Origin of the sequence: Cerasicoccus frondis (assembly GCA_031296915.1) — a bacterium.
Taxonomy (GTDB): Bacteria; Verrucomicrobiota; Verrucomicrobiia; order Opitutales; family Cerasicoccaceae; genus Cerasicoccus; species Cerasicoccus frondis.
The window spans coordinates 1-20268 of record JAVDPC010000031.1 but is presented as its reverse complement, the minus strand read 5'-3'; the positions used below and the strand labels follow the sequence as shown (position 1 = coordinate 20268).

The following is a 20268-nucleotide window of genomic DNA, read 5'->3' as shown; positions in this document are numbered from 1 at the left end:
GGGGGAGGGTGAAGCCAGGGGGTGACGCAGGTGTGTGTGGGAGGGGCAGGTGGTGAATTTTAACCGCAGAGGACGCGGAGGACGCGGAGTTTATGAAAGGAGGAGGGGGAGTAGGGGCGGTGTGGAGGAGGGGTGGTGGTGGATGGGTTGGGTAGGGGAGTGAAGCTGCTCGGGATTTTGGTGGGCGTTTGAAGTAGCACGGGCGTCTCGCCTGTGTGCCGATATCCAACAAACTGTAACGCACAGGCGGGACGCCTATGCTACTGGTGGCTTTGGTGTGTCAGCTTGTGTGGAAATAAAAAAAGCGCCGTCCTGGTGGACGGCGCTTTGTGGTGCAAAGTTACTTTCTAATGCAGAGCGTCGTGTGCTGATGATTACTCAGCAGACTTCGGCGCTTGGTAGGAATACTCGCGCAGGAGGAGGGTCAACGGCTCGGCGGCGGCGGGCATGGGCACGCGGCTACCAAGGATCCAGGCCGTGTCGATGTCATCCTTGTCGTAAAGTTCGGCGTTGAACTTTTGATTTGGCTTCACGATGCCGCCGCTGAAAGCGACGCCGATGTCGAGTCCCTTGGTGGTTTCGTAGAGGAGGATGTCCGCCTTGGGCATGGTGGTGGCGCCGAGTGAGCCGCCGGTCGGGCCCGCAATGACTTCCAAGCCGACGCCCCAGTTGATTTTGGGATCGTCGAGGATGCCTTCGGCTTCGTGGTTCATGAGCACGGCGATCAGGTCCATCTGGCTGGCGCCGATTTGCAGGCCGAGGCTGCCGGAGGCCACGGTGTAAAATGCGGGTGGGCTCCAGTTTTCGATGTTGTTCTTGAAGGCGACGCCGGCGCCTTCGCTGGCGCCCAGGATGATGCCGCCGCGGGTGAGGCGGAAGATCATGATGGCGTCGGCTTCGGCCAGCACTTCATCGGGGATGCGCTTCTTGGGATTGGCCTGATTCTTTTCAAAAATCTTGGTGGCCTCGGTGATGAAGGTTTCCAGTTGTTCGTCAGTGGCGCTGGCAGTGTCGTCTGCTTGAGCGGCGTTTATTAGCAAGCTCGCGGCAAGCGCGGCGATGGTTAGCTTTATTTTCATAGCGTGTGTCTGTGTCGATTTAGTGAAATGTGCTCAATGTGAAATTTGCAGGCAAATAGTCGATGAGCAGCCTTTAATTTCACTCAAATTGTGCTGGTCGTCAATCAGCAGTTGCGAGGTAGATCTTTTTGCCCAAATACTTGGGTTCGGTGTTGAGCACGTGCAAGTCGAGCACGGCTTTGACGCGGGCGAGCTCCTCGCGCAGGTGTGTTTTTAAGCCGGTGGTGAAGCTCACGTCCCGGGCAGCGTAGCCCGTGGCGCTGAAGCCGTTTTCCTGCGCAATGTAGAGTGCGCGCTCAATGTGAAACTGCTGGGAGACGATCACCACGCTCTTGCAACTGAAGATAGCCTGGGCGCGGACTACGGAGTCAAGTGTGCGGAAGCCGGCGTAATCGCGGACAATGCGCTCGCCTGGCACGCCGCGCTTAATGAGCGCCAGCTTCATGGCGGTGCTCTCATCGTAAGTGGGCGTCGGGTTGGCGCCGCTGACGAGCAGATACTCGACTTTGCCGGCGTGGTAGAGCTCGGCTGCGGCATCCATACGGTGCTCGAAAAACAGGTTGGGGCGACCGTTGGATAGCTCGGGGCTCGTCCCCAGGACCAAGCCGACCTGGCTGGTGGGGACGGCGTCGAGATCGCTCGCAACACGCCCTTCTGCTGCTTGCTTGATGGCGCTGCGGGAGTAAGCAATGAGGCCAAGGGCGACAGCTACGCCGAAGGCGCCGATAATCAGCCCCCGACGGGCCCAGCGAATGAGTTTAGCGCGCTCGATCATTCTTCGCCTGCGGTGATGATGGCGTTGATCTGATTGTAGAGGCCTTCGGTGATGGGGGGCGCCGGGACTTCACCAGCGATGATTTGATTCACGGTGACGATGTTGCTGTAAACTTCGTTGTTCAAGTCGATGTCGAGCTTCACGTAGACGCCGCCTACGGTGGCGCCGGCAAAGGCGCCGTCACTGAGGGAATAGACGTAGATGTCTGACTTGGGCAGCTTATCATTGGCCGCAGCTGCGTGGTCTGGTCCGGCAGTGGCGCTGGCCTTGGCGTCGAGCTCCACCTTGTCGCCGGTAAAGGAGAGGATGGCCTCGTCGGTGTTCAGCACGAATACATAGCTTAGCGTTTCCACGCCGAGCTGTAGGCCAATGGAACCGCCGCCGGTGTCAAACGCTGAAGGCGCCGACCAACCATCGTCGGTTTTCACGATCACGATGCCTTCGCCCTTTTGTCCGCCAATGCCGATGCCGCCGCGCGTCACCGAGGCAATCGCCAACCCCTTGCAATCCTGAAGCACGATGGGGGGAATGGCGGTTTTCGATTGTTGCATCAGGCTAACCGCAGATTCGGCCTTCACGATCAGTTCATTCATGGCGTTGGGTTGGGGACCCTCCGGGCCTTCGGCAAATGCGGAGGAAAGCAGCGAGATGGCGAGAATGGTGGCAGTAATTGGTTTGGCTATCATGGGCTCAGTTTAGGGCGTCGTTGGTTGCAAGGTAAGCAAAAAACGGGGTATGCCTGAAAATTAATCCGGCCATGCGCGCGCTCGTTTTCAGTTGGGAGTTTCGACCTCCTCGGGTGCGGGCATGGACACGCCGGCTTTGGCCTGCTTCCACAGATAGCGGCCAAAGGCCTGCATGACGAAGTAGTGCACGACCGCCTGCGAACATTCATAAAACCACCAGGGCAGGCGCGGGGCAAAGCCGTGGATTGCCGCAATCAGACAGAAGTTCTCCGGGAAAATGCGAAACTCGAAGCGGCCTGGCGGGTCGACTTGTCGCGCGAGGAATCCACCCGAGATGTAGAACGCGCGCCGCCGTCCGCCGCCGCGGGTATAGGGCGTGGGCGTCAGCTCCAGCAGCTTCAATTTAACGCCCGGGAATTGCAGCATGAAGCGGATAGTGTTCGACTGATCGCGTTGCACATTGATCAGGTGAAATGAATTATCGGTCAGCCATTGGCCATAGACTTGAGCGATGTAAGGCGCGTCCCAGCCAGAGGGCAGGGGCATGCGTTGCACGGATCGCACGCGCCGCGCTTTTTTTATGAGTTTATCGTCGGTGGCCTGGGTGAGGCTGCGCGGGTTGGGCAGGGGGGCGCCATCCTTGTCTACGGCGCTGCGTAAGGAATCTTCGAAGGGAACGGTCGGCTGTATTGCCTCCAGCAGTGGGTTCTCCTGTGCGCGCAGGCTATGGCTCAGGCTTTCGAGGAGCGGATTAACGAGCTGCGAGGATACGCCACTGAGCGCGGACACCCATTGCCGCGAAATCGCAAACCAGTTGACCGGCACATCGACCGCCAGCGGTTTGCGCCCGAGGATCGTCGCCGTGCGCAGAATCATGTCCCGGTAAGTCATGGGCTGATGGCCACCGAGGTCGAAAGTGCCGTTCCAGAAGCCCCGTTTGTCCATGGCGATGTCGAATGCGCGAATGACGTCCCGGATATCCACCGACTGCGTCTCCGAATAGGTCCACTTAGGCATCAGCATGATAGGCAACCGACGCACGAGGTTGATCAAAATGCGCAGCGACGAGCCGCCTGGCCCGATGATCAAACCCGCCCGCAGCACGGTGACGGGCACGCCGCGACTGCGCAGCACATGCTCGACCTCCTGACGGCTCCGCAGATGCGGAGACAGATAATCGTCATCGGGAATTAGCCCGCCCAGATACAAAATATGCTTCACGCCGGCTGCTTCGGCGGCGCGGGCGAAGTTATCCGCCAGCAGCAAATCGAGGTCCTCAAACTTGGCTTGCACCAGCCGACTGGAAGGCAGCATGGAGTGGACGAGGTAGATGGCGTAGTCCGCGCCTTCCATGGCCTCCTCCACGCGGGGCAGTGAATAGAGGTCACACAGGCGCCACTCGGTGTTGTCGCGCGTTTCCTTGCGGTTCACGATGGCCTCGGAACGTGTCAAAGCCCGCCAGCGGTAGCGCTCGGACAAGGCGATGCGCAGGCTGGCGCCGACAAAGCCGCTGGCTCCGGCGAGCACCACCAGGGGTTGCTCATCCCGCTGGCGCGCAGGCGGCGTCTTCGCATCTGGGGCAAAGTCCTGCACGACGCTGCGCGCGTGCTCATTGGCAGTCGTGTCGCCCATTTGCCACCAAACTATTGCGCCGCAAGCGTTGGGTCAATGCAGCATCAGCATTTTTGTGTAGCCTGTCGTGGTGTGCTTTCGCTGGGATTTCTCCAACTGAGTCGTTCATGATTGTGTCGGTTTTGTTACTCAGATTAGCGGTACTGCTAAGTGTTTTAACTGATGTTGATGGGGTGTTTGTTGATTCTCTATTTGGGGTGTGTTGTTAGGGATTCTTGTTTTTAGTGTGTGGGATAACATTTGTGGTAAATGTGGGATTTAATTAGGTTTAACCATTGTTGGTAAGTGGTTGGGCTCAGGCTGGTTGTCGCGAGGTCTGTTTCAAGGAGACGTTGGAATTTCTTTGGGAGGTGATCGAAATGCCTGATGAATAGTAGATGTGTGCGGATTCCGCCAATTGATCGCTGGCGATGCTTGAAGCCTGATTTGCCGTGACGAACTCCAGGCGCACTCTCTGTTTTGTGCTATTTTAAACGGATGCGCTATTAGTATTATATAGATATAGCATTCAGTGAACTAATTGTTTCGGTCGTGTGTAGATTTAAGCATAACGCTGTGACGTTTGTGTCTGTTTGGTTGCTTGTGTCACGGCGGAGCAAAGAAATGAGGTTGGAAAAAGTTGTTAGTTGACCAAAGGGACTTCGGGGCGATTAAGGTCTGATTAATTTTTCACACATCCTCGATTCAACATAGCTATCAGTCCTGAAATGAAATTCCACGTTCAACTCCTTGCCACTGCGCTTGCAGCGACGATTACCAGCGTATCTCACGCGACTTCACTTGGCTTCGGCCAGATCGGAGGCAGTAATACTGGCATTCCGACCAACTTTGGTTCTAACGCGAGCGCCGACGGCAGCGGATTCGTTGTCTCGGGCGATGCCACGCCGAATGTTTCTCTGACTTGGGACTCCGAATGGGATGTCCACACCAGTTCATGGTTCAATGATTTGGAAAACAAGACTGTGGGCGGTGGCGACTGGGATAACGAAGGCGGCGCCAATCGCATTGCGCAGCTTGATTCGAGTTCTCACTCCATCACGTTTGATGTGGATAGCGGTTTTGCGCTGGTCCTGAACTCATTTGATTTTGGCCATACCGCTGAGAGTACGGGCGTGACGACTTGGGATGTGGCGCTCACTGATTCTGCGGATAATACCGTCTGGAGCCAATTCCTGACTCTGGATAATTCGAGCGTTGAGACCTCCATCCTGACGATCACTCCAGATTTCGTTGGTCTGCTTGGTGAGAGCTACACGCTGTCGTTCAATCTGCAATCGGAAAGCTACGGTTCCAATGGCCGCCATGGCATTGACAACTTGAACTTCAGTCAGACGAGTGTCATTCCCGAGCCCTCGACGGTAGCCGCGATCATGGGCTTGTGCGTTTTAGTCCCGCTTCTGCGCCGTCGTCAACAGCAGGCAAACTAACCTTTTTAGCAGCTTAGTATCGCTTAGTTAGTGAGCGCGCGGTGGCGGTTGGAGTCCGTCACCGCGAACTCTCTTCTGAGGTCATGGACCAGTCATAGTGATTGGCAGGGTGCGCCTTGTCTCACTCGAGTGAATTACGCTGATCTACAGAGCGTTTATTTAGGTTCCATGATGGCGGATCAGGCTGGCAATGGCTGTCAGGGCAGGTTGCTGGATTTTATCCTTTAGCGAATAATTTTGATATGAAACATTCTTCTCTACTTCTCGCCTTTGGCGTGCTCGCTGGCGCTGCTTCGATTGGCCATGCGACGATCATTGGCTTTGGTCAATTGGGGGGCAGCAACACCTCGATCCCGTCAAACCTCGCTTCCAACGCCACGGCGGATGGCAGCGGCTATGTCGTGACCAATGGCGTAACGCCCAACATCACCTTGCTCTGGGATGGGCAGTGGGACATTCACACGAGCTCCTGGTTCAACAACTTGGAAAACAAGACCGTGGGCGGCGGCGATTGGGATAATGAAGGCGGTAGCCCGAGGGTAGGGCAGCTTGATATCGATTTCCATACGATCACCTTTGAGGCCGACGCGGGTTACGCCGTCGTGCTGAATTCCTTTGATTTCGTTCACACGCAGGAATCGAGTGGCACGACGGTATGGAACCTGATGCTGACGAATTCCAAGGGCAGCGTGGTGTGGAGCGAAACGCTTAATATGAACAACGCCAGCACGAGCACTTCGGTGGTTACGGTTGAGCCGGAGTTCACCGGCGAGTTGGGCGAGAGCTACACATTAACCTTCGATCTGACTTCGCAAACTTATGGCTCCAACGGGCGCCATGCGATCGATAACCTCAGCTTTAACCAATATCCCGACCCTGCGGCTGAGGCGAGTTTGGCGCATTACTACCTCTTTGATGGCGACGCGACGGACGCTCTTGGTGTTGCGGATTTGACGGCCAACGGAGACGCCGTTGAGTTCATTGGCTCTGATGGCGCTGTGGGTGGCTACGTCAGCCTGGGTGGCTCGGATGACTTTTTATTGGCGGATTTAAGCCAAGGCAGCGAGCTGTCCATCCTGGGAGATTACAGTGTATTCCGTCCATTTAGTTTGGCGTTTTGGATTCGCCAAAATCCAGCCCAAGCGGCGGATGGAATCGATTCCGTTTGGGGAATGAGCACGGATTCGACAAGCCCAGATACCTTTGAGACCGGCTTTGAAGTTGCCTCTCGCCATGAGAGTGAGCGCGCCTTGTTTGCCTGGCAGCGCAATGGTGAAACGGTGGGCGAAATCGCGACTGGCCAAGATGTCGTCACGGGCGAATGGCGTCATGTGGTGGTGGTGTTTTTGGAAAATACCCGCTTTGTTTATCTTGATGGCGAGCTGGTCGGCAGTGATGATGCCGGGGTTGCAATTACCACTAATCCGCTGCGGTATTTTACGATTGGCGCGTTGCTGCAAAACGGCGCGATCCTGCATGACTTCCACGGAGATGTGGACGATTTCCAAGTCTACACGGGACGTATTGATGATACGCAGGCCCTGCAATTGTATCAAAACCCAGGGCGCACCCTGGATGAGGATTTGCCTGATCCGGTAGTGGACCCGAATACGGAATTAGCGGACTTGGTCGACGTCTGGATTGGGGCGATTGGGGCGGGCTCCTGCCCTCCGGGGGCGTGTTTGCCGCAGTCGTCTATTTACCCCAGCCCCAATACGGATGCGGCTGCTTCGTCGGGCTATGCAGCGGGCAGCTCGGTGGTCGGCTTTGCTCAGATACACGCGACCGGCGCAGGCTCCTCAACTCTCTCTTACGGGAACTTCCTTGTTTCGCCGCGCATTGGCCTGGACATCGATGAGGATGATCACGCTTCGGTGTTAGTCGATGCGGAGGCGCATCCCTATTCCTTTAAAGGAACGCTCAGTCGCTGGGGCATTGATTTTGCTCTCGCGCCGACAGCGAACACTGCCATTTACGAATTTGAATTCCCGGCCTCGACGGATGCGCGGATTAACTTCGACGTCGCCCGCAAATTGGGCAGCAGCAGCGGTATGCGCAGTGGCTCGCTGGAGATCGATTTGGAGAATGGAACCATCAGCGGCGGCGGAGAGTTTGATGGCAATTGGAACCCGGCCGCTTACAATCTATACTTTTACGCGAAGGTGGACCGTACGCCGACTTCCGGCGGGTCATGGATCGGGTCGAGCGCGAGTGAAGGCGTTTTAACGGCGTCCACCGCAACACGCCAACGTTTGGGTGGCTGGCTGACGTTTGATACGACCGAAGACGAGGTCGTGCGCTTGAAGATCGCCGTGTCGTTCGACTCGGTGGCCAAGGCCCAGCAATACCTTGAAAACGAAAATGCCGGTTGGGATTTCGATGCGGTTGAGGCTGCAGCAAAAGCAGCTTGGAATGACGCGTTGGGCACGGTTGCAACGCCGAACATTAGCCAGATTGAAGCGCGCCTGTTTTACACTGCGCTTTATCACAGCCTGATCCAGCCGCGTGACCGGACTGGCGATCCGGCAGGTTGGCCGGCGGATGCGCCATTTTGGGATGACCAATACACGCTCTGGGACACTTGGATCACGCTCTATCCGTTGCTCGCCATCGTGCGGCCAGAGTCAGTCGCCGCGAACGTAAATTCATTCGCCGAGCGTTTCGAGCGCAATGGCGTTGCCGAAACCGCGTTCATTCAAGGCAAGGATTATCAAGTTGGCCAAGGTGGCGACGAAGTGGATCGCGTGATCGCGGACGCATTCGTCAAGCAGATCGAAGGCATCGATTGGGAGAAGGTCTGGGACTTGCTCGAGTTTAACGCCTCGCGCCGCACGCCTGAATACCGCAACCTCGGCTATGTCGCAACCGATGGCAATGCCAATGGCTACGATTTCCGCCTCGCTTCCGCTTCGTCCACTCTTGGCTTTGCGCATGGAGATTGGTGCGCCTCGCTGATCGCTGAAAGCCTTGGCTATTCGACCGAAGCTGAGCTCTTGCGCGACCGTTCTGAAAACTGGCGTAACGTGTGGGATGAATCCGCCGCCAGCGATGGCTTCACGGGCTTCATCAAGGCCCGCAGCAGTAATGGAACGTTCGACTCTTCTGCGGCAACTTCATCGAGTGGCTTTTATCAGGGCACTAGCTGGAACTATTCGTTCAACGTGCCGCACCAGCGTGATGAGCTAGTCGAGTTGATGGGCGGGCGCGCGCGCTTCATTCAGCGTCTGGAGTTCGCTTTGGCGCAGGGCAATGGCAGCTACATCGACTACACGAATGAGCCTGGCTTCCAGACGACGTTCCTGTTCGGTTACGCGCACCGACCATACCTGACGTCGTATTGGGCGTCGCAGCTACGTCTGCGCTACGGCGACTATGGTTATCCGGGAGATGAAGATTCCGGCGCCATGTCGTCCTTGTATTTCTTCACCACGGCAGGCTTCTTCCCCATGGCGACGCAGGATGTCTACTATCTACATGGACCGCGCATCCCAGAAGTGTCATTCCATGCGTCTAATGGCAACGTCTTTACGATTCTGGCCGAGAATGCAGGGGGTGAAAACTACTACATTCAATCGGCTAAGCTCAATGATGAGACGCTGGATGAAGCAGTTGTCCACCATGCAGATTTCACTGATGGCTCAACGCTGGAGTTGGTCATGGGCGCTTACCCCAATGCTTGGGGAACGGGAGCAGACTTCCAGGCGCCGACCAACTACGATGACTCTTTTGCCGTGGAGGGTGAGTGGGCCAGCGCACTGGGATCAGCTCCGTTGACGGGCGCCGAAACGGACTCCCCATCCTGGGGCGGTTCAACGGACTCTGCTCGGAGTTCCGCTGTCTTTGCGCCGTTTGAAGAGGTGGTCTTAAACCAGGCGGGCGCAACGCTGACGCTGACTGCGCAGGTGAGCTTCAGCGGCTTGACTGGTGACAATGGTGGCTCTGCGGAAAATTTTGCCTGGGGGCTCTTTTCCGGTGCGGAAGGCTCGCACGTCTGGTCGGGATATCTCGCCGTAACGGATGGCGTTGATGATGCTGGGACATCCGCGCTCTTTAGCAAATCCTCGGCGAGTGGCCAGGCTTTCTATAATCGCACGGGCGCTTCGCAGCTCGCGACTTTCAGCTTGCCCAAGGCGCCGATTGAGGACGGCGACTACCGGCTGATCATGACGCTGTCCTGGTCGGAAAACTCCACGATGGATTACTATGCTGCCTTGATTCGCGAGAGTGATGGTGTGTTGCTGAGCGCCTTCACGGGATCGGATTCCAGCCCGAACGCATCGACCTTCAATCGCGTCGGTTTCCGCGTTGGAAACAATCTGGATGCGGATACGGTAACGATCAGCGATTGCACTATTTACACCAGTAACCTGGCAGAGCTGGCGCCAGTGCCGCAAAGCAACACGGTGACGGCCGAGGTCAACGCGAGTGCGCTGAGCGGCTATGCCGGCGATCTCAATGATTACGTGACTGACCCCGATGGCGATACGCTGTATTACACTAAAGTAAGCGGCCCGGATTGGCTGGTGGTCAATCCTGATGGTTCTCTGTCCGGTAAGCCTGACTTTGCGGATGTTGGCACGAGTGTGTTCGTGATCTCAGTCACCGATAATGAAGATGGCTCCGCTAGCTTTACGTTGAACATCGTTGTAGATGAGGCGATTGAGGTGCTGCGTGCGCCACTGCCTTCACTGGGCGATGCGCTGCGGTTTGGGGTGATTCCTGATACGCAAGGCACGACGAATGGCGTGCCGGTTGACGAAGCGAATGCCGTTGCGCTCAAGCTCATCGAGCTGGCCCCATCGTTCGTGATCGAAGTTGGTGATGTAACCGACGGCAACTCAAGTGGCGACTCCAAGCTTTCGCAGCTTGAGTTGCTTAAGACGCAAATGGTCACGCCACTGCGCAACAGCGGCATCGAGTATTATCCGGTGCGCGGTAACCACGATTCATTGGCCAGCTCTTTGACGAGTAGTTTGAGCTGGGTTTGGCAGGCGGCGTTCCCTTGGCTCTTCGAGGGCGCAGGCGCGGTGATCGATCCTACGGATGTGCCCGGCGGCAGTGTGGATACGCCGAACTACAAGAACTACTCCTACGTCTTTGATACAGGCGCCAACACCTTCATGATCGCGCTCGACGAATGGGATGGCGGCACGGACACGAACTACAGTGAATGGATCACCGCAAAACTGGCGGAGATTCGCAGCGAACATCCGGATGCGCATATCTTCCCATTCTCGCACACTGGCCTGTTCGCGATGGCTCTACACCCTGCCATGACGGAATACATTTCCACTGGTCCAGAGCCATTTATCGAAGCATGTGCAGAGTATCAAATCGATGGTTGGCTCGCGGGGCATAACCATATCTACGACCGCTCCATGGCGGTGGATTTGGACAACGACGCACGTTCGGAGTTCTTCTACATCACCTGCGGATCGGCATCGGAAAAGTTCTACAGCCTGTCCCGACTCCCGGCAGATGATCAACGCCTCAACCATCTGGTCGACAGCACGCACACTGAGGGCGAGCCGATTGCGTTTCAGATTATCGAGATCAATGGCGACTTTGTCACCATGCACAACTGGATGACGCCCGAGCATGACGACGGTTCTTTCACCGAATGGTCGATCTGGGATACTTATACGTATTCCCGTAATGGTGGGCAGTACAACGTTGCGGCGCAAGGCGCTTACAATGACGCGAACATCATCGACACCGCGCCGGACAAAGATGGCTTTGTCGGAACCAGTCTGCGAGTTGCTGATGGAACTAACAGTGATGCGACTTATTACACCGTGGACAGCGAAACGTTCGGTCTCTACCGCAACATTACCATTGGATGGGTAAAGCAATCACAGTGGTATGATGCGGAAGGGGTCGAGTTGGCGTCTGACATCGCCAGCATTCATGGCATGCGGAACGACCCGGTTCGCAACCGCTGTGACGCTTACACGCTGAGTCTCTCTTACGACGACAGTGAGCTGTCCGCCTCGCAAGAAGCTCAATTGAATCTAGTCGCATTCATCGATGCTGACGACGCGGACTCAGACCCGGGTGACTGGGTAAATGCAGCGAGCGTGACGTTGGGGCAACTCATTGCCGAGCCGGTATTCCGCAGCCCTAGCACCGATGACGCAGTGGGTGTTTGGGGTGTCGACGCCGCCAACAATGTTGTCTGGGCGCGCCTTGATTATCAGGGGGACTTCGCCATTGCCTCGAATGCAGTCGATTCGGATAGCGACGGCTTGGAAGATGCTTGGGAAATAGCTAACTTTGGTTCCCTCGTGTATGACGCCGATGACGATGTGGACGGCGATGGCCTGAACAACCTGGACGAACAGAAACTCCATACCAGCCCGACCTTGGCGGATAGCGATGGCGACTTATTTAATGATGGTGTGGAGTATCAGCTTGGGCTCGACCCAACCGTCAAGGATACGGACTTGCGGGATAGCTTGCTGGACGCCTTGCGCGACAACGTGGACTTGCAAACTGAGTTTGGACTCTTCAGCTCGTCCACCATTGTTGGCTTGGCGGGTGATCGTCCGGTGATTCAACTTGGCGACGAAGGCCAGATCCAACTCAAACTGCAGCTGCTCTATAGCCCTGATTTACACTCATGGGAAGCCATCGATATCATCGAAGTCGAGCCAGACGTCGATACCGACGGGGCAGGTTTCTTTATGTGGTCGCCGGACACTTCTGATGCGGTGCTCATGCAAAGCGCTGAATGATGCGTTCATTCGATCGTTAAACCTTCATGCCGCTCTTTCCTTCGGGAAGGAGCGGTTTGGTTTAGAGGGGGCGTTTTGTCCACAGACGAAACTTTTGGGCAATTGATATATCGATGCTTGACGATGCCTTCATGAGCAACAGCGTCGTCTGAGTGCGACTAATTGAACAAGCGACTCTCTATACCCAAATGGGGGGCGCTGTTCAGTTGTATCAGGTAGACCTGTGCGATAATGGTGACGGCGAGTACGTCGTTAACTATCGATGGGGTAAGCTGGGCTCGGTTTACAAGGAGAGCTCGCGCACGGTATTTCCGGTCGCGTTGCCCGAGGCGCAGCGGATCTTTCAAGCCCTGGTCGAGGAGAAGTTGGCGGCGGGCTATGCCACGAGTCAGGAAGCATTGCAGACGCCTGCGGACGGTGAGGAAAGCACTGCGGCAGACGAGCCTGTGGCAACGCCTATCGCTGAGCCGACGCCAAATATAAATGCAAATCCACGCGCGGACACGGTGCTGGCTCATTTGGCAGCTGCGGCAGACGGGCGCTCGCCGCGCACGTCGTGGAAGCTGTCGCGCATTATTTGGCGCGCAGGGGAATTAGACTTGGTTGAAGCGGTTCCTCACCTGTTGCGCATCGGGCTTAAGGGCGAACACTTCCACGATTATTCGCTGCTTTGGTCGCTTGCGCGTTTGGGTTCGGCGGACGCCATTCCCCTGCTTCGCGAGACGTTTGACGAAGCAAAGTTCCCCACCGACGATTTGCAACGCGTCGCCGCCGAGGGCCTGATGCGCTGTCTGCTGGCTGCCGAACAACGGGCCTTTGCGCAGCAGTTGGTCAAACGGCTGCCCGCGAAGCTCAAAGACGAAGCGCTAACCGCCACGGCTGAGCAATTGGCCATGCGATTGGCTGAGGTTTGCCAGCGCAGCCAGGAGGCCTGTGATTTCCTTTACATCGTTTCGCTGTTGGGAGAGGTCCACCCGCCGGTGCGCGCGGGCATGGCGCTCTTTTGTCAGCAGGCGCCTTTACGGAGTAATCTGTTCCGTGCGATTCGCTGGCTGTTCAAGGCGGCGGAATTGCGCCGCGACGCCCAGCTATTTGCGGTGCTCAGCTACCGCTTTGAGACGAGTTACCAGAACTACAATTCCCCGCTCTGGGGAGACACCGTTTACCAGGACGGGCAGGTGATTCGCAAGGTCAGCAAGGAGCTTAAAAAGCCGAACAGCCGTCTGGCTTATTCGGACAAAACACGGACGGCCTTTCGACGCCGCGCGGCGCGAAGCATCCACCGCCTGGGAGACGCCGGCAGCGCAGACTATGTTGCCATGGCCACGGCGCTGCTGCTCCAGTTCGATGACGACGTCGACGCCAAGCAGCCCTACAACACGACGAACTATGACTACAGTGGCGGCTGGCGCAATGTGGTGACGATACATACGCACTACGATGCCTATTCTGAGTTCCTGGCATTCAACCAGATCTTGCACGCCAACAGCCCGCGTTTCGAGCTGGCCAAGAATCGCCTCAAGTGGAAATGCCGCAGTGGCTATCGCCCCGGGCAGCCCCCGCCTGACCAGCGTGAGGAAGCCTTCCCAGAGCTGTGGGACGACGCGCCGGACGCGGTGATCCGCCTGCTCGCGCAGTCCCGCTGTGAGCGTGTTCATGAGTTTGCCGTGCGTGTTTTTCGCGCCAATTTGGAAGCCTTTGCGCCACGTGTGAAAGTGGCCGATCTGATTAGCTGGCTGGCGCGCTCCAGCGAGCAAACGCAGACGCTCGCGCTGGACATCGCCACGGTCCAATTCAACCCCGAGAAGCCGTCCTACGAGCTCGTCTTGGCCTTGCTGGATTGCGCACTTGGCCGCGCCCGCGAAACGGCATTGGGTTGGGTGCGCGCGCAGCCGCAAAAGTTTTTGCCCGAGAGTTTGTTTGCCGCCGCCTTGCTGACCTCTCCCTACGCGGATGTGCGTGCGACGGCATGCGAGCTCTTACAACCGGACTCGCTCAGCGAATCAGCATGGGACATCGCCCTGGCGCGGGTAGTCTCGATCCTGATTGATGCCGCGGCCGACGATGGCTTCGCCGAGCGCATCGACGCCGTGCGCGAAGCACTGGACGCCGTCGCGGGCCCGGCCATCGGGCGTCTGCCCTTCAGCGTGATCGAAGATCTGCTGCGCCAGCCGGACGCGGCCTACCATGGCCTGGCGGCATCGTTTTTAAAGGCGCGCCCGGGCGGCCCCTCGGAATATCCGTCGGGCACATTGACGCTGCTCATCGAGAGCGCATCGCCCGTTGCGCGGCGCATTGGCACGGAGCTGTTTGCGCGGTTCAGCGATGAAGAACTGGCCCAGCGCCAGGACGTCGTGGCCAGCCTTTGCCTTTCGTCGCATGCGGAAATTCGCGAGGCGGTGCAGGCAGTCGTGGCGCGCTTGGCGGCGCGCTTCCCGGACTTCGGGGGCGACTTGCTGGAGCGGTATTACCCACTGCTGTTGCGCCGCGAATCCACCCCCGGCCTGCACGACGATTTGCTGCGCCTGATTCAAGCGCACCTGACGCCATTCCTCGATCGCGTGCCGGGCGAGTATGCCTTGCGCATGCTCCGCTGTCCCTACCCGGCGGGCAAAGAGCTTGGCTGGGAAATCTTGCAGCGCCACGGCGGGCTCGACTCACTGACGATGCGCGAGCGCGTCGAGCTCGGTGGCAACGACATCCAGCGCGTCCGCGCGGCGGTCTGCGATTGGTATCGCGCCAATGCGGCGACGGTGTTCAACGAACTCGCCGAGGCCGTGCGCCTGGTCGATGTTCCCTGGGACGACACGCAGGCGTTCGCCATGGACTGGCTGCGCCAAAACGTGGCCGAGGCGCAGTGGACGCCGGAAATTCTGGTCAGTCTCTGCGACAGCAATACGCCCAAGGTGCAGGCTTACGGCAAAGAGCTGATCACGCGCACCTTTAAGAGTGAAGACGGCCCGCGCTACCTGCTGCGGCTCAGCCAGCACCCGGCGGCGAGCATGCAGATATTTGCGGTCAATTATCTGGAGAAATACGCGGCGGGCAATGCGCAGCGCCTGGCCGAGCTGGAAGACTTTTTTGTGACCGTGCTCGCGCTCATCGATCAGGGGCGCATCGCCAAGACGCGGGTATTCGCGTTCCTGCAAAAAGAGGGCGCGCAGTCGCGCGAGGCCGCAGCGATCGTGATGCGCATTCTGGGCCGCCACTCGGCGACGGTTTCCGTGCTCGATAAGGCGGCCTGCATCGAGGCGATGGCAACGCTGCAAGCCGCGCACGCCGGGTTGGAGTCGCCATTAACGCTCATTGAAACGGAGGCCGCCCGATGAATTTCGACTACCAATACCACGGCTCGTCGTCGGTCTCCAACAGCGCCTCAGGCACGGGCATGAACTTCGTGCCGGACGCCACGCGCGAGCCCACTTTTTTCCGGGGCGAGCTCTCGCACAAGCTGCCGTTTCGCGAAGCGATTTCCGCGCTGCACGATGTGGTCGTGTCCGACCTGCGCTGGAAGCCCAAAGACCGCGAGGACTACAAGGCGTGGGCCCTGGAGCAGGATGATATCTGGATCGCCGAAGCGGTTGCCGAGGGCCAGCAGGCGCAAGCGCGCATGGCCGAGGTGAACGACCGCTTGATCGAAATGCGCTCCCAGCGTGCGGTGGTGATGCAGCCGTTTTACGAAGCGCGGCAGAAGTATTTTAATCACCTCTACCAGGTGAATAAAGATTATTGGTTCGTGCTCGATCCGGTGATCACCGTGCACCCCGATTGCGTGTTCTTCGAGTGCTTCAGCCAGGACGAATCCACCTATGGCCGCCTGGCCTGCAAATACGACGTGTTCCAAAACGTGGGTGAGTTTGCCTGCGGCACGACGAACATCGACTACTCCGATTCGCTCTATCAGGAGTTCCAGAAAATTCGCGGCTATAAGACGACGCAGTTCGTGATCGATCCCAGCGGATTCGAGGCGAAGACCGAGGGTGAAGACGCCTACAAGGAAGTCAAAATCGACCTGCCCGACAGCTGGGTTCGTGGCTTCCTGCAGGTGAGCTCCGCCATGACGCTGCCTGCGGCCACGGTGGAGCTCCACCCGATGGACGTCCACAATATTTGCTTCATGCTGCGGCGGCATAAGGAAAAACTTGGGCCGCGATCGCTGCGTTTTATCCTGAAGCCGGGCCAGCCCGTCACCCTGCGCTTTGACCCGTGGAACTACGAGGTGCGCTGCCCGCGCTCGATCTATCATGGCAGCGAGGAGACCGAAGTGCGCATTTGGGGCAGGCGCCGTTTGTTGACCTTGCAGCGGCTTGTGCCGGTGGCCAAACGCTTCACCGTGCGTCTGCTCGGCTATGGCATGCCGTCGTTTTTCGAGGCCGACCTGGGCAACATGATTTACACGCTTGGCATCTCCGGGTGGACCGCCAACGACTGGTCGCGCATGGGTAACTTCGACCTCATGGCGCCGCGCCAGCAAGTCGATCAGCACACGGTCGATCAGGTTTACGCCGGGCTCAAAGCTACATGGTTTGCCGAGCCGGATCAGCTGGCGTCGCGCCTCGGACTGGACCGCAGCATTGTGCTCGGCGCCTTATCACTGCTCACGCAAGCCGGGCGGGTTATCTTCGATGCGCATGACGGCGTTTACCGGGTGCGCGAGCTTAGCCGCGAACCGCTCGCGCTGGATCAATATCGCTTTGCCAATGAACGCGAGGCGCTGGCCAACGAGTTGGTGGCTGCTGGCGCTGCTCAAGTTTGGGTGGAGGACCAGCAAGGCCGCAAGCAGATGAAGGGGCGCACGAACTTTAATGGCCGCGTCCACGAAACGAAGCTCACCATCGACGCCGATGAGCGGATCGTGGTGGGGCAATGTAACTGTAACTTTTTTCAACGAAACGCATTGCGCCAGGGGCCTTGCGAGCACATGCTCGCGCTCCGGATTGCGCATCAGCGAAAGTCCTGATTCTTTGAAAACACTTTTAACAGAGGGAAGGTCCGCGAGACTTTGCAATCCGAGCGGTGGATCGCCGTTCATGCATCCAGCCTTGCGACGCATCACTGGTCCAATCGCGACTGTGCCGCCCTGTCACCTATATCGCGTTTACTGTTCAAGCGCCATGCGCTTAAACAGCGATATAGGTGACGGGCGGCTTGAGTTGATCGGCCCAGTCCTGAGACTACGCGAAAGTCGCGGACCTTCCCCTGTTGCCTTTGCCGCATGATCTTTAACCGTCAGCCATCCAGCCGAGAGGAGCTCTACCAGCGTATCCGCGAGAGCTCGAAAGACGCGGTTATCCGCGAGGAAATGATCCGCCTCGGCTATTGGAAGCCCGATACTCCGGCGCCGCAGCTCGCCAATGACTGGATGGAGGAGCATGCCGCGCTAACCAAGGAACTGCAGGAGCTCTACCGCCGCACGGCGCGCATGCAAAACCGCGAGCAGCTGCTGGCCGATATCCGCAAAAAGCGGATGGCGGAATCCCGCGAAAAGCAAAAGCAGAACAAGCTGCGCCGCGAGGCCGAGCGCAAGGCCCGCGCCGAGCGTTGGGCGCAAACCCAAGCCAAGGATATAATCTATTTGGGCGAGGGCGTCTCGGGCGGCCTCAACGAACGCCAGACGCGGCCCGACTTACTCGCGCAAAACCAGCTGCCGGTTTACATGGATGCCGAGTCGCTGGCGGTCGCCATGGGCATCAGCGTCGGCCAGCTGCGGTTCTTGTCCTTTCACCGCAAGGTCGCGAAGACGAGTCACTACCGCCGCTTTCTGTTGCCGAAAAAGTCCGGTGGCATGCGTAAGATTTCCGCGCCAATGCCGCGCCTCAAGCGCCTGCAATATTGGATTCTGCACACGCTGCTTTACCAGCTCGACATCAGCGAGTACGCGCATGGTTTCGTGCCGGAGCGCTCGATCAAAAGCAACGCCCAGGCCCACGTTGGGCAGGACGTCGTCATCAACCTCGACTTCAAAGACTTCTTCCCGACGATCACCTATCCGCGCGTCAAAGGCCTGTTTGGCAAGCTCGGTTACTCTGAGCAGATCGCGACGATTCTCGCGCTGCTCTGCACGGAGCCGGAGATTCAGGAAGCGCAGATGGACGGCGAGTCGTGGTTTATACAACAGGGCGAGCGCAAGCTGCCGCAAGGCGCGCCCACGAGCCCGGCGATTACGAACATCATCTGCCGCCGCTTCGACCGACGCCTGCAGGGCGCCGCGCAAAAGCTCGGTTTTCAATTTACCCGCTACGCTGACGACTTGACGCTGTCCGCCTCGGGTGAGGCCGTGAAGGACCTCGGCCGCATGCTCTGGCAGACGCGCAAAATCATTGAGGAGGAGGGCTTCGTGCTCCACCCCGACAAGCTCCGCGTCATGCGCAAAGGCATGCGCCAGGAGGTGACGGGTATCGTGGTCAATGAAGGCCTCGGCGTCGAGCGGCGCAAGCTGCGCGCGTTCAAGGCGCTGCTGTTTCAGATCGAAAAAGACGGCCCCGCAGGCAAGTCCTGGCAGGGCCACACTGACAACCTGCTCGAGCGCATCACCGGCTATGCGGACTTTATTGCCATGGTCGATCCGGCCAAGGGCAAGGCGTTCCAGGCCCGCGTCGCCGCCATTTGCCAGAAGGAGCAATACCGTCGCCGCCCCAAGCCGGAGCCCAAGCCTAAGATTCCCCCGGCCCCGCAGCTTTCCAATCAGCCTCCACCATTACCAACGAAGTCAGGCAAGTCGTCACCGCCACCTTTGCCATCCAAGACCTCCGGCCCGCCAACCCCCAAGAAATCCTTCTGGGAAAAGCTGATGTTCTGGAAAAGCTGACCGCTCCCGTAGCGCGACGTTCCCTTGGCAAAGTCTTGGCGCCAGATTTGCGTGGCCATTTTACGCTTCACCTTGGCGATTACCAAATGGGGTAGGGACGGTTGCTCCGTGTCGTCTCAAGCGCGTAAAAGCACGCCAACCGAAGCAACTGACTCAAAAGAACGTTTCCTATACTGGTGTTTCCCAAAAGCCTACTGCTTCTTTTTCAAAAAGCCTTATGCTGTGTTTTGAAAAAGCCTTATGCTATGTTAGTGCAACAACCGGTGCTATGTTTACCCAACAACCCATGCTATGTTAGCGCAACAACCGAGGCGTTGTTCCGCCAACACCCGAGCGGTTGTTTTTGAAAAGGCTTATGAGGGGAATTTTGTGAGCATATTGCGTCTAGTTGGCGGCTGCCCAGTCGCTTTGTGTCAAAATGACGCCCAGCTCGTACTCCAATTGCGAGCCGCCTTGATCACGACCTGCTGATCCCCCCTTTCACCGAGTCAAAGATGTACGCGAACGTCAGGTGAAGTGATTTCATGTTTCGCACGATAATTCGCGTACTTAAAAATCACGAGTTCGGATAATCAAATATCCTAAGTCCTTGACTCATAGGCCTATTGAGCCAACATTATATCAAAACACAGATGAGTTTGTACATGATGGATTTCATGTATAACTTAAGTTCGCTGAATAGAATGAAATCACAATATGCAAAGATTCTAAGTCCATTTCCTGAAGAAGAAAAAAAGGAAATCCTGAAAGAATTCTACAGAGCACACCGAGACTTCAGGGATTCGGTTCAGGTCCCGTCAGTTGTTGCCACTCTGAGCGCGATTCTACTCCAAGCTGCAGCATTCACCTTCTGGACAGGATTAGTGGCTAGTTTAATTATTACCCCTCTTGTTTTTGCATATTATTTTGTAGTCGAAGCGGGACTCTCTCGCAGATTAAATGAAAAGAATGTGATTAAGATGAGACATTTTCTGGAAAATTGGAGCGAACCAGTCGCTACTGGACAACGTCGCTAACGCGCCGTGCCAGAGCTCGACATTCTGCGAAATAAATGACTGAAGCTCAGATATACTCTTGGATATTCTATGCTGCCTCTGCTGTCGGGGCTGAAAAAGGAGTGAAGCATC

Annotated in this window: 10 protein-coding genes; 6 read left to right on the top strand and 4 right to left on the bottom strand. The window is 57.4% G+C overall.

The features are described 5' to 3' along the window. Positions 1-374: 374 nt before the first annotated feature. From RBB63_RS19265 to RBB63_RS19250, 4 genes are all read right to left on the bottom strand, one after another. The gene (locus RBB63_RS19265) at positions 375-1079 is read right to left on the bottom strand and encodes a lipid-binding SYLF domain-containing protein (RefSeq protein ID WP_309386732.1); all 705 of its coding nucleotides are present in this window, start codon (positions 1077-1079) and stop codon (positions 375-377) included. 100 nt (positions 1080-1179) lie between these two features. Further along, on the bottom strand, positions 1180-1854 hold the full coding sequence (locus tag RBB63_RS19260; RefSeq protein ID WP_309386730.1) for a SanA/YdcF family protein: 675 nt from the start codon (positions 1852-1854) through the stop codon (positions 1180-1182). After that, positions 1851-2540: a lipid-binding SYLF domain-containing protein gene (locus tag RBB63_RS19255; protein ID WP_309386728.1), complete on the bottom strand. Its 690-nt coding sequence runs from the start codon at positions 2538-2540 to the stop codon at positions 1851-1853. Before RBB63_RS19255 ends, RBB63_RS19260 begins: the two co-directional genes overlap by 4 nt. 87 nt (positions 2541-2627) lie before the next feature. Beyond that, positions 2628-4172 carry an NAD(P)H-binding protein gene (locus RBB63_RS19250; protein ID WP_309386727.1) on the bottom strand — a complete coding sequence of 515 codons (1545 nt, stop codon included), beginning with the start codon at positions 4170-4172 and terminating at the stop codon, positions 2628-2630. A 707-nt stretch (positions 4173-4879) separates the two neighbouring features. On the opposite strand from RBB63_RS19250, the gene RBB63_RS19245 reads away from it, so the two are divergent. The 6 genes from RBB63_RS19245 (at position 4880) to RBB63_RS19220 (ending at position 20157) form a co-directional block, all read left to right on the top strand. Further along, positions 4880-5599, top strand: a complete 720-nt coding sequence (locus tag RBB63_RS19245) for a PEP-CTERM sorting domain-containing protein (RefSeq protein ID WP_309386726.1) — start codon at positions 4880-4882, stop codon at positions 5597-5599. A gap of 242 nt (positions 5600-5841) precedes the next feature. Beyond that, complete coding sequence (locus tag RBB63_RS19240; protein ID WP_309386724.1) at positions 5842-12333, top strand: GH92 family glycosyl hydrolase; 6492 nt, start codon at positions 5842-5844, stop codon at positions 12331-12333. A gap of 188 nt (positions 12334-12521) precedes the next feature. Further along, positions 12522-15662, top strand: coding sequence for a hypothetical protein (locus tag RBB63_RS19235; RefSeq protein ID WP_309386722.1), 3141 nt, complete (start codon positions 12522-12524; stop codon positions 15660-15662). Continuing rightward, positions 15659-17293 carry an SWIM zinc finger family protein gene (locus RBB63_RS19230; protein ID WP_309386720.1) on the top strand — a complete coding sequence of 545 codons (1635 nt, stop codon included), beginning with the start codon at positions 15659-15661 and terminating at the stop codon, positions 17291-17293. The genes RBB63_RS19235 and RBB63_RS19230 overlap by 4 nt, the downstream gene beginning before the upstream one ends. Before the next feature lie 255 nt (positions 17294-17548). Further along, on the top strand, positions 17549-19141 hold the full coding sequence (locus RBB63_RS19225) for a reverse transcriptase domain-containing protein (protein ID WP_309386718.1): 1593 nt from the start codon (positions 17549-17551) through the stop codon (positions 19139-19141). Between the two features lie 683 nt (positions 19142-19824). Next, positions 19825-20157 (top strand): hypothetical protein, encoded by a 333-nt coding sequence (locus RBB63_RS19220; RefSeq protein ID WP_309386717.1) that lies wholly within the window; start codon positions 19825-19827, stop codon positions 20155-20157. Positions 20158-20268: the final 111 nt, after the last annotated feature.

Coding starts and splice junctions, on each gene's coding strand:
- RBB63_RS19230 (WP_309386720.1), top strand. CDS start 15,659: ATGAATTTCGACTACCAATACCACGGCTCGTCGTCGGTCTCCAACAGC.
- RBB63_RS19220 (WP_309386717.1), top strand. CDS start 19,825: ATGAAATCACAATATGCAAAGATTCTAAGTCCATTTCCTGAAGAAGAA.
- RBB63_RS19225 (WP_309386718.1), top strand. CDS start 17,549: ATGATCTTTAACCGTCAGCCATCCAGCCGAGAGGAGCTCTACCAGCGT.
- RBB63_RS19265 (WP_309386732.1), bottom strand. CDS start 1,079: ATGAAAATAAAGCTAACCATCGCCGCGCTTGCCGCGAGCTTGCTAATA.
- RBB63_RS19235 (WP_309386722.1), top strand. CDS start 12,522: ATGGGGGGCGCTGTTCAGTTGTATCAGGTAGACCTGTGCGATAATGGT.
- RBB63_RS19245 (WP_309386726.1), top strand. CDS start 4,880: ATGAAATTCCACGTTCAACTCCTTGCCACTGCGCTTGCAGCGACGATT.
- RBB63_RS19240 (WP_309386724.1), top strand. CDS start 5,842: ATGAAACATTCTTCTCTACTTCTCGCCTTTGGCGTGCTCGCTGGCGCT.
- RBB63_RS19250 (WP_309386727.1), bottom strand. CDS start 4,172: ATGGGCGACACGACTGCCAATGAGCACGCGCGCAGCGTCGTGCAGGAC.
- RBB63_RS19255 (WP_309386728.1), bottom strand. CDS start 2,540: ATGATAGCCAAACCAATTACTGCCACCATTCTCGCCATCTCGCTGCTT.
- RBB63_RS19260 (WP_309386730.1), bottom strand. CDS start 1,854: ATGATCGAGCGCGCTAAACTCATTCGCTGGGCCCGTCGGGGGCTGATT.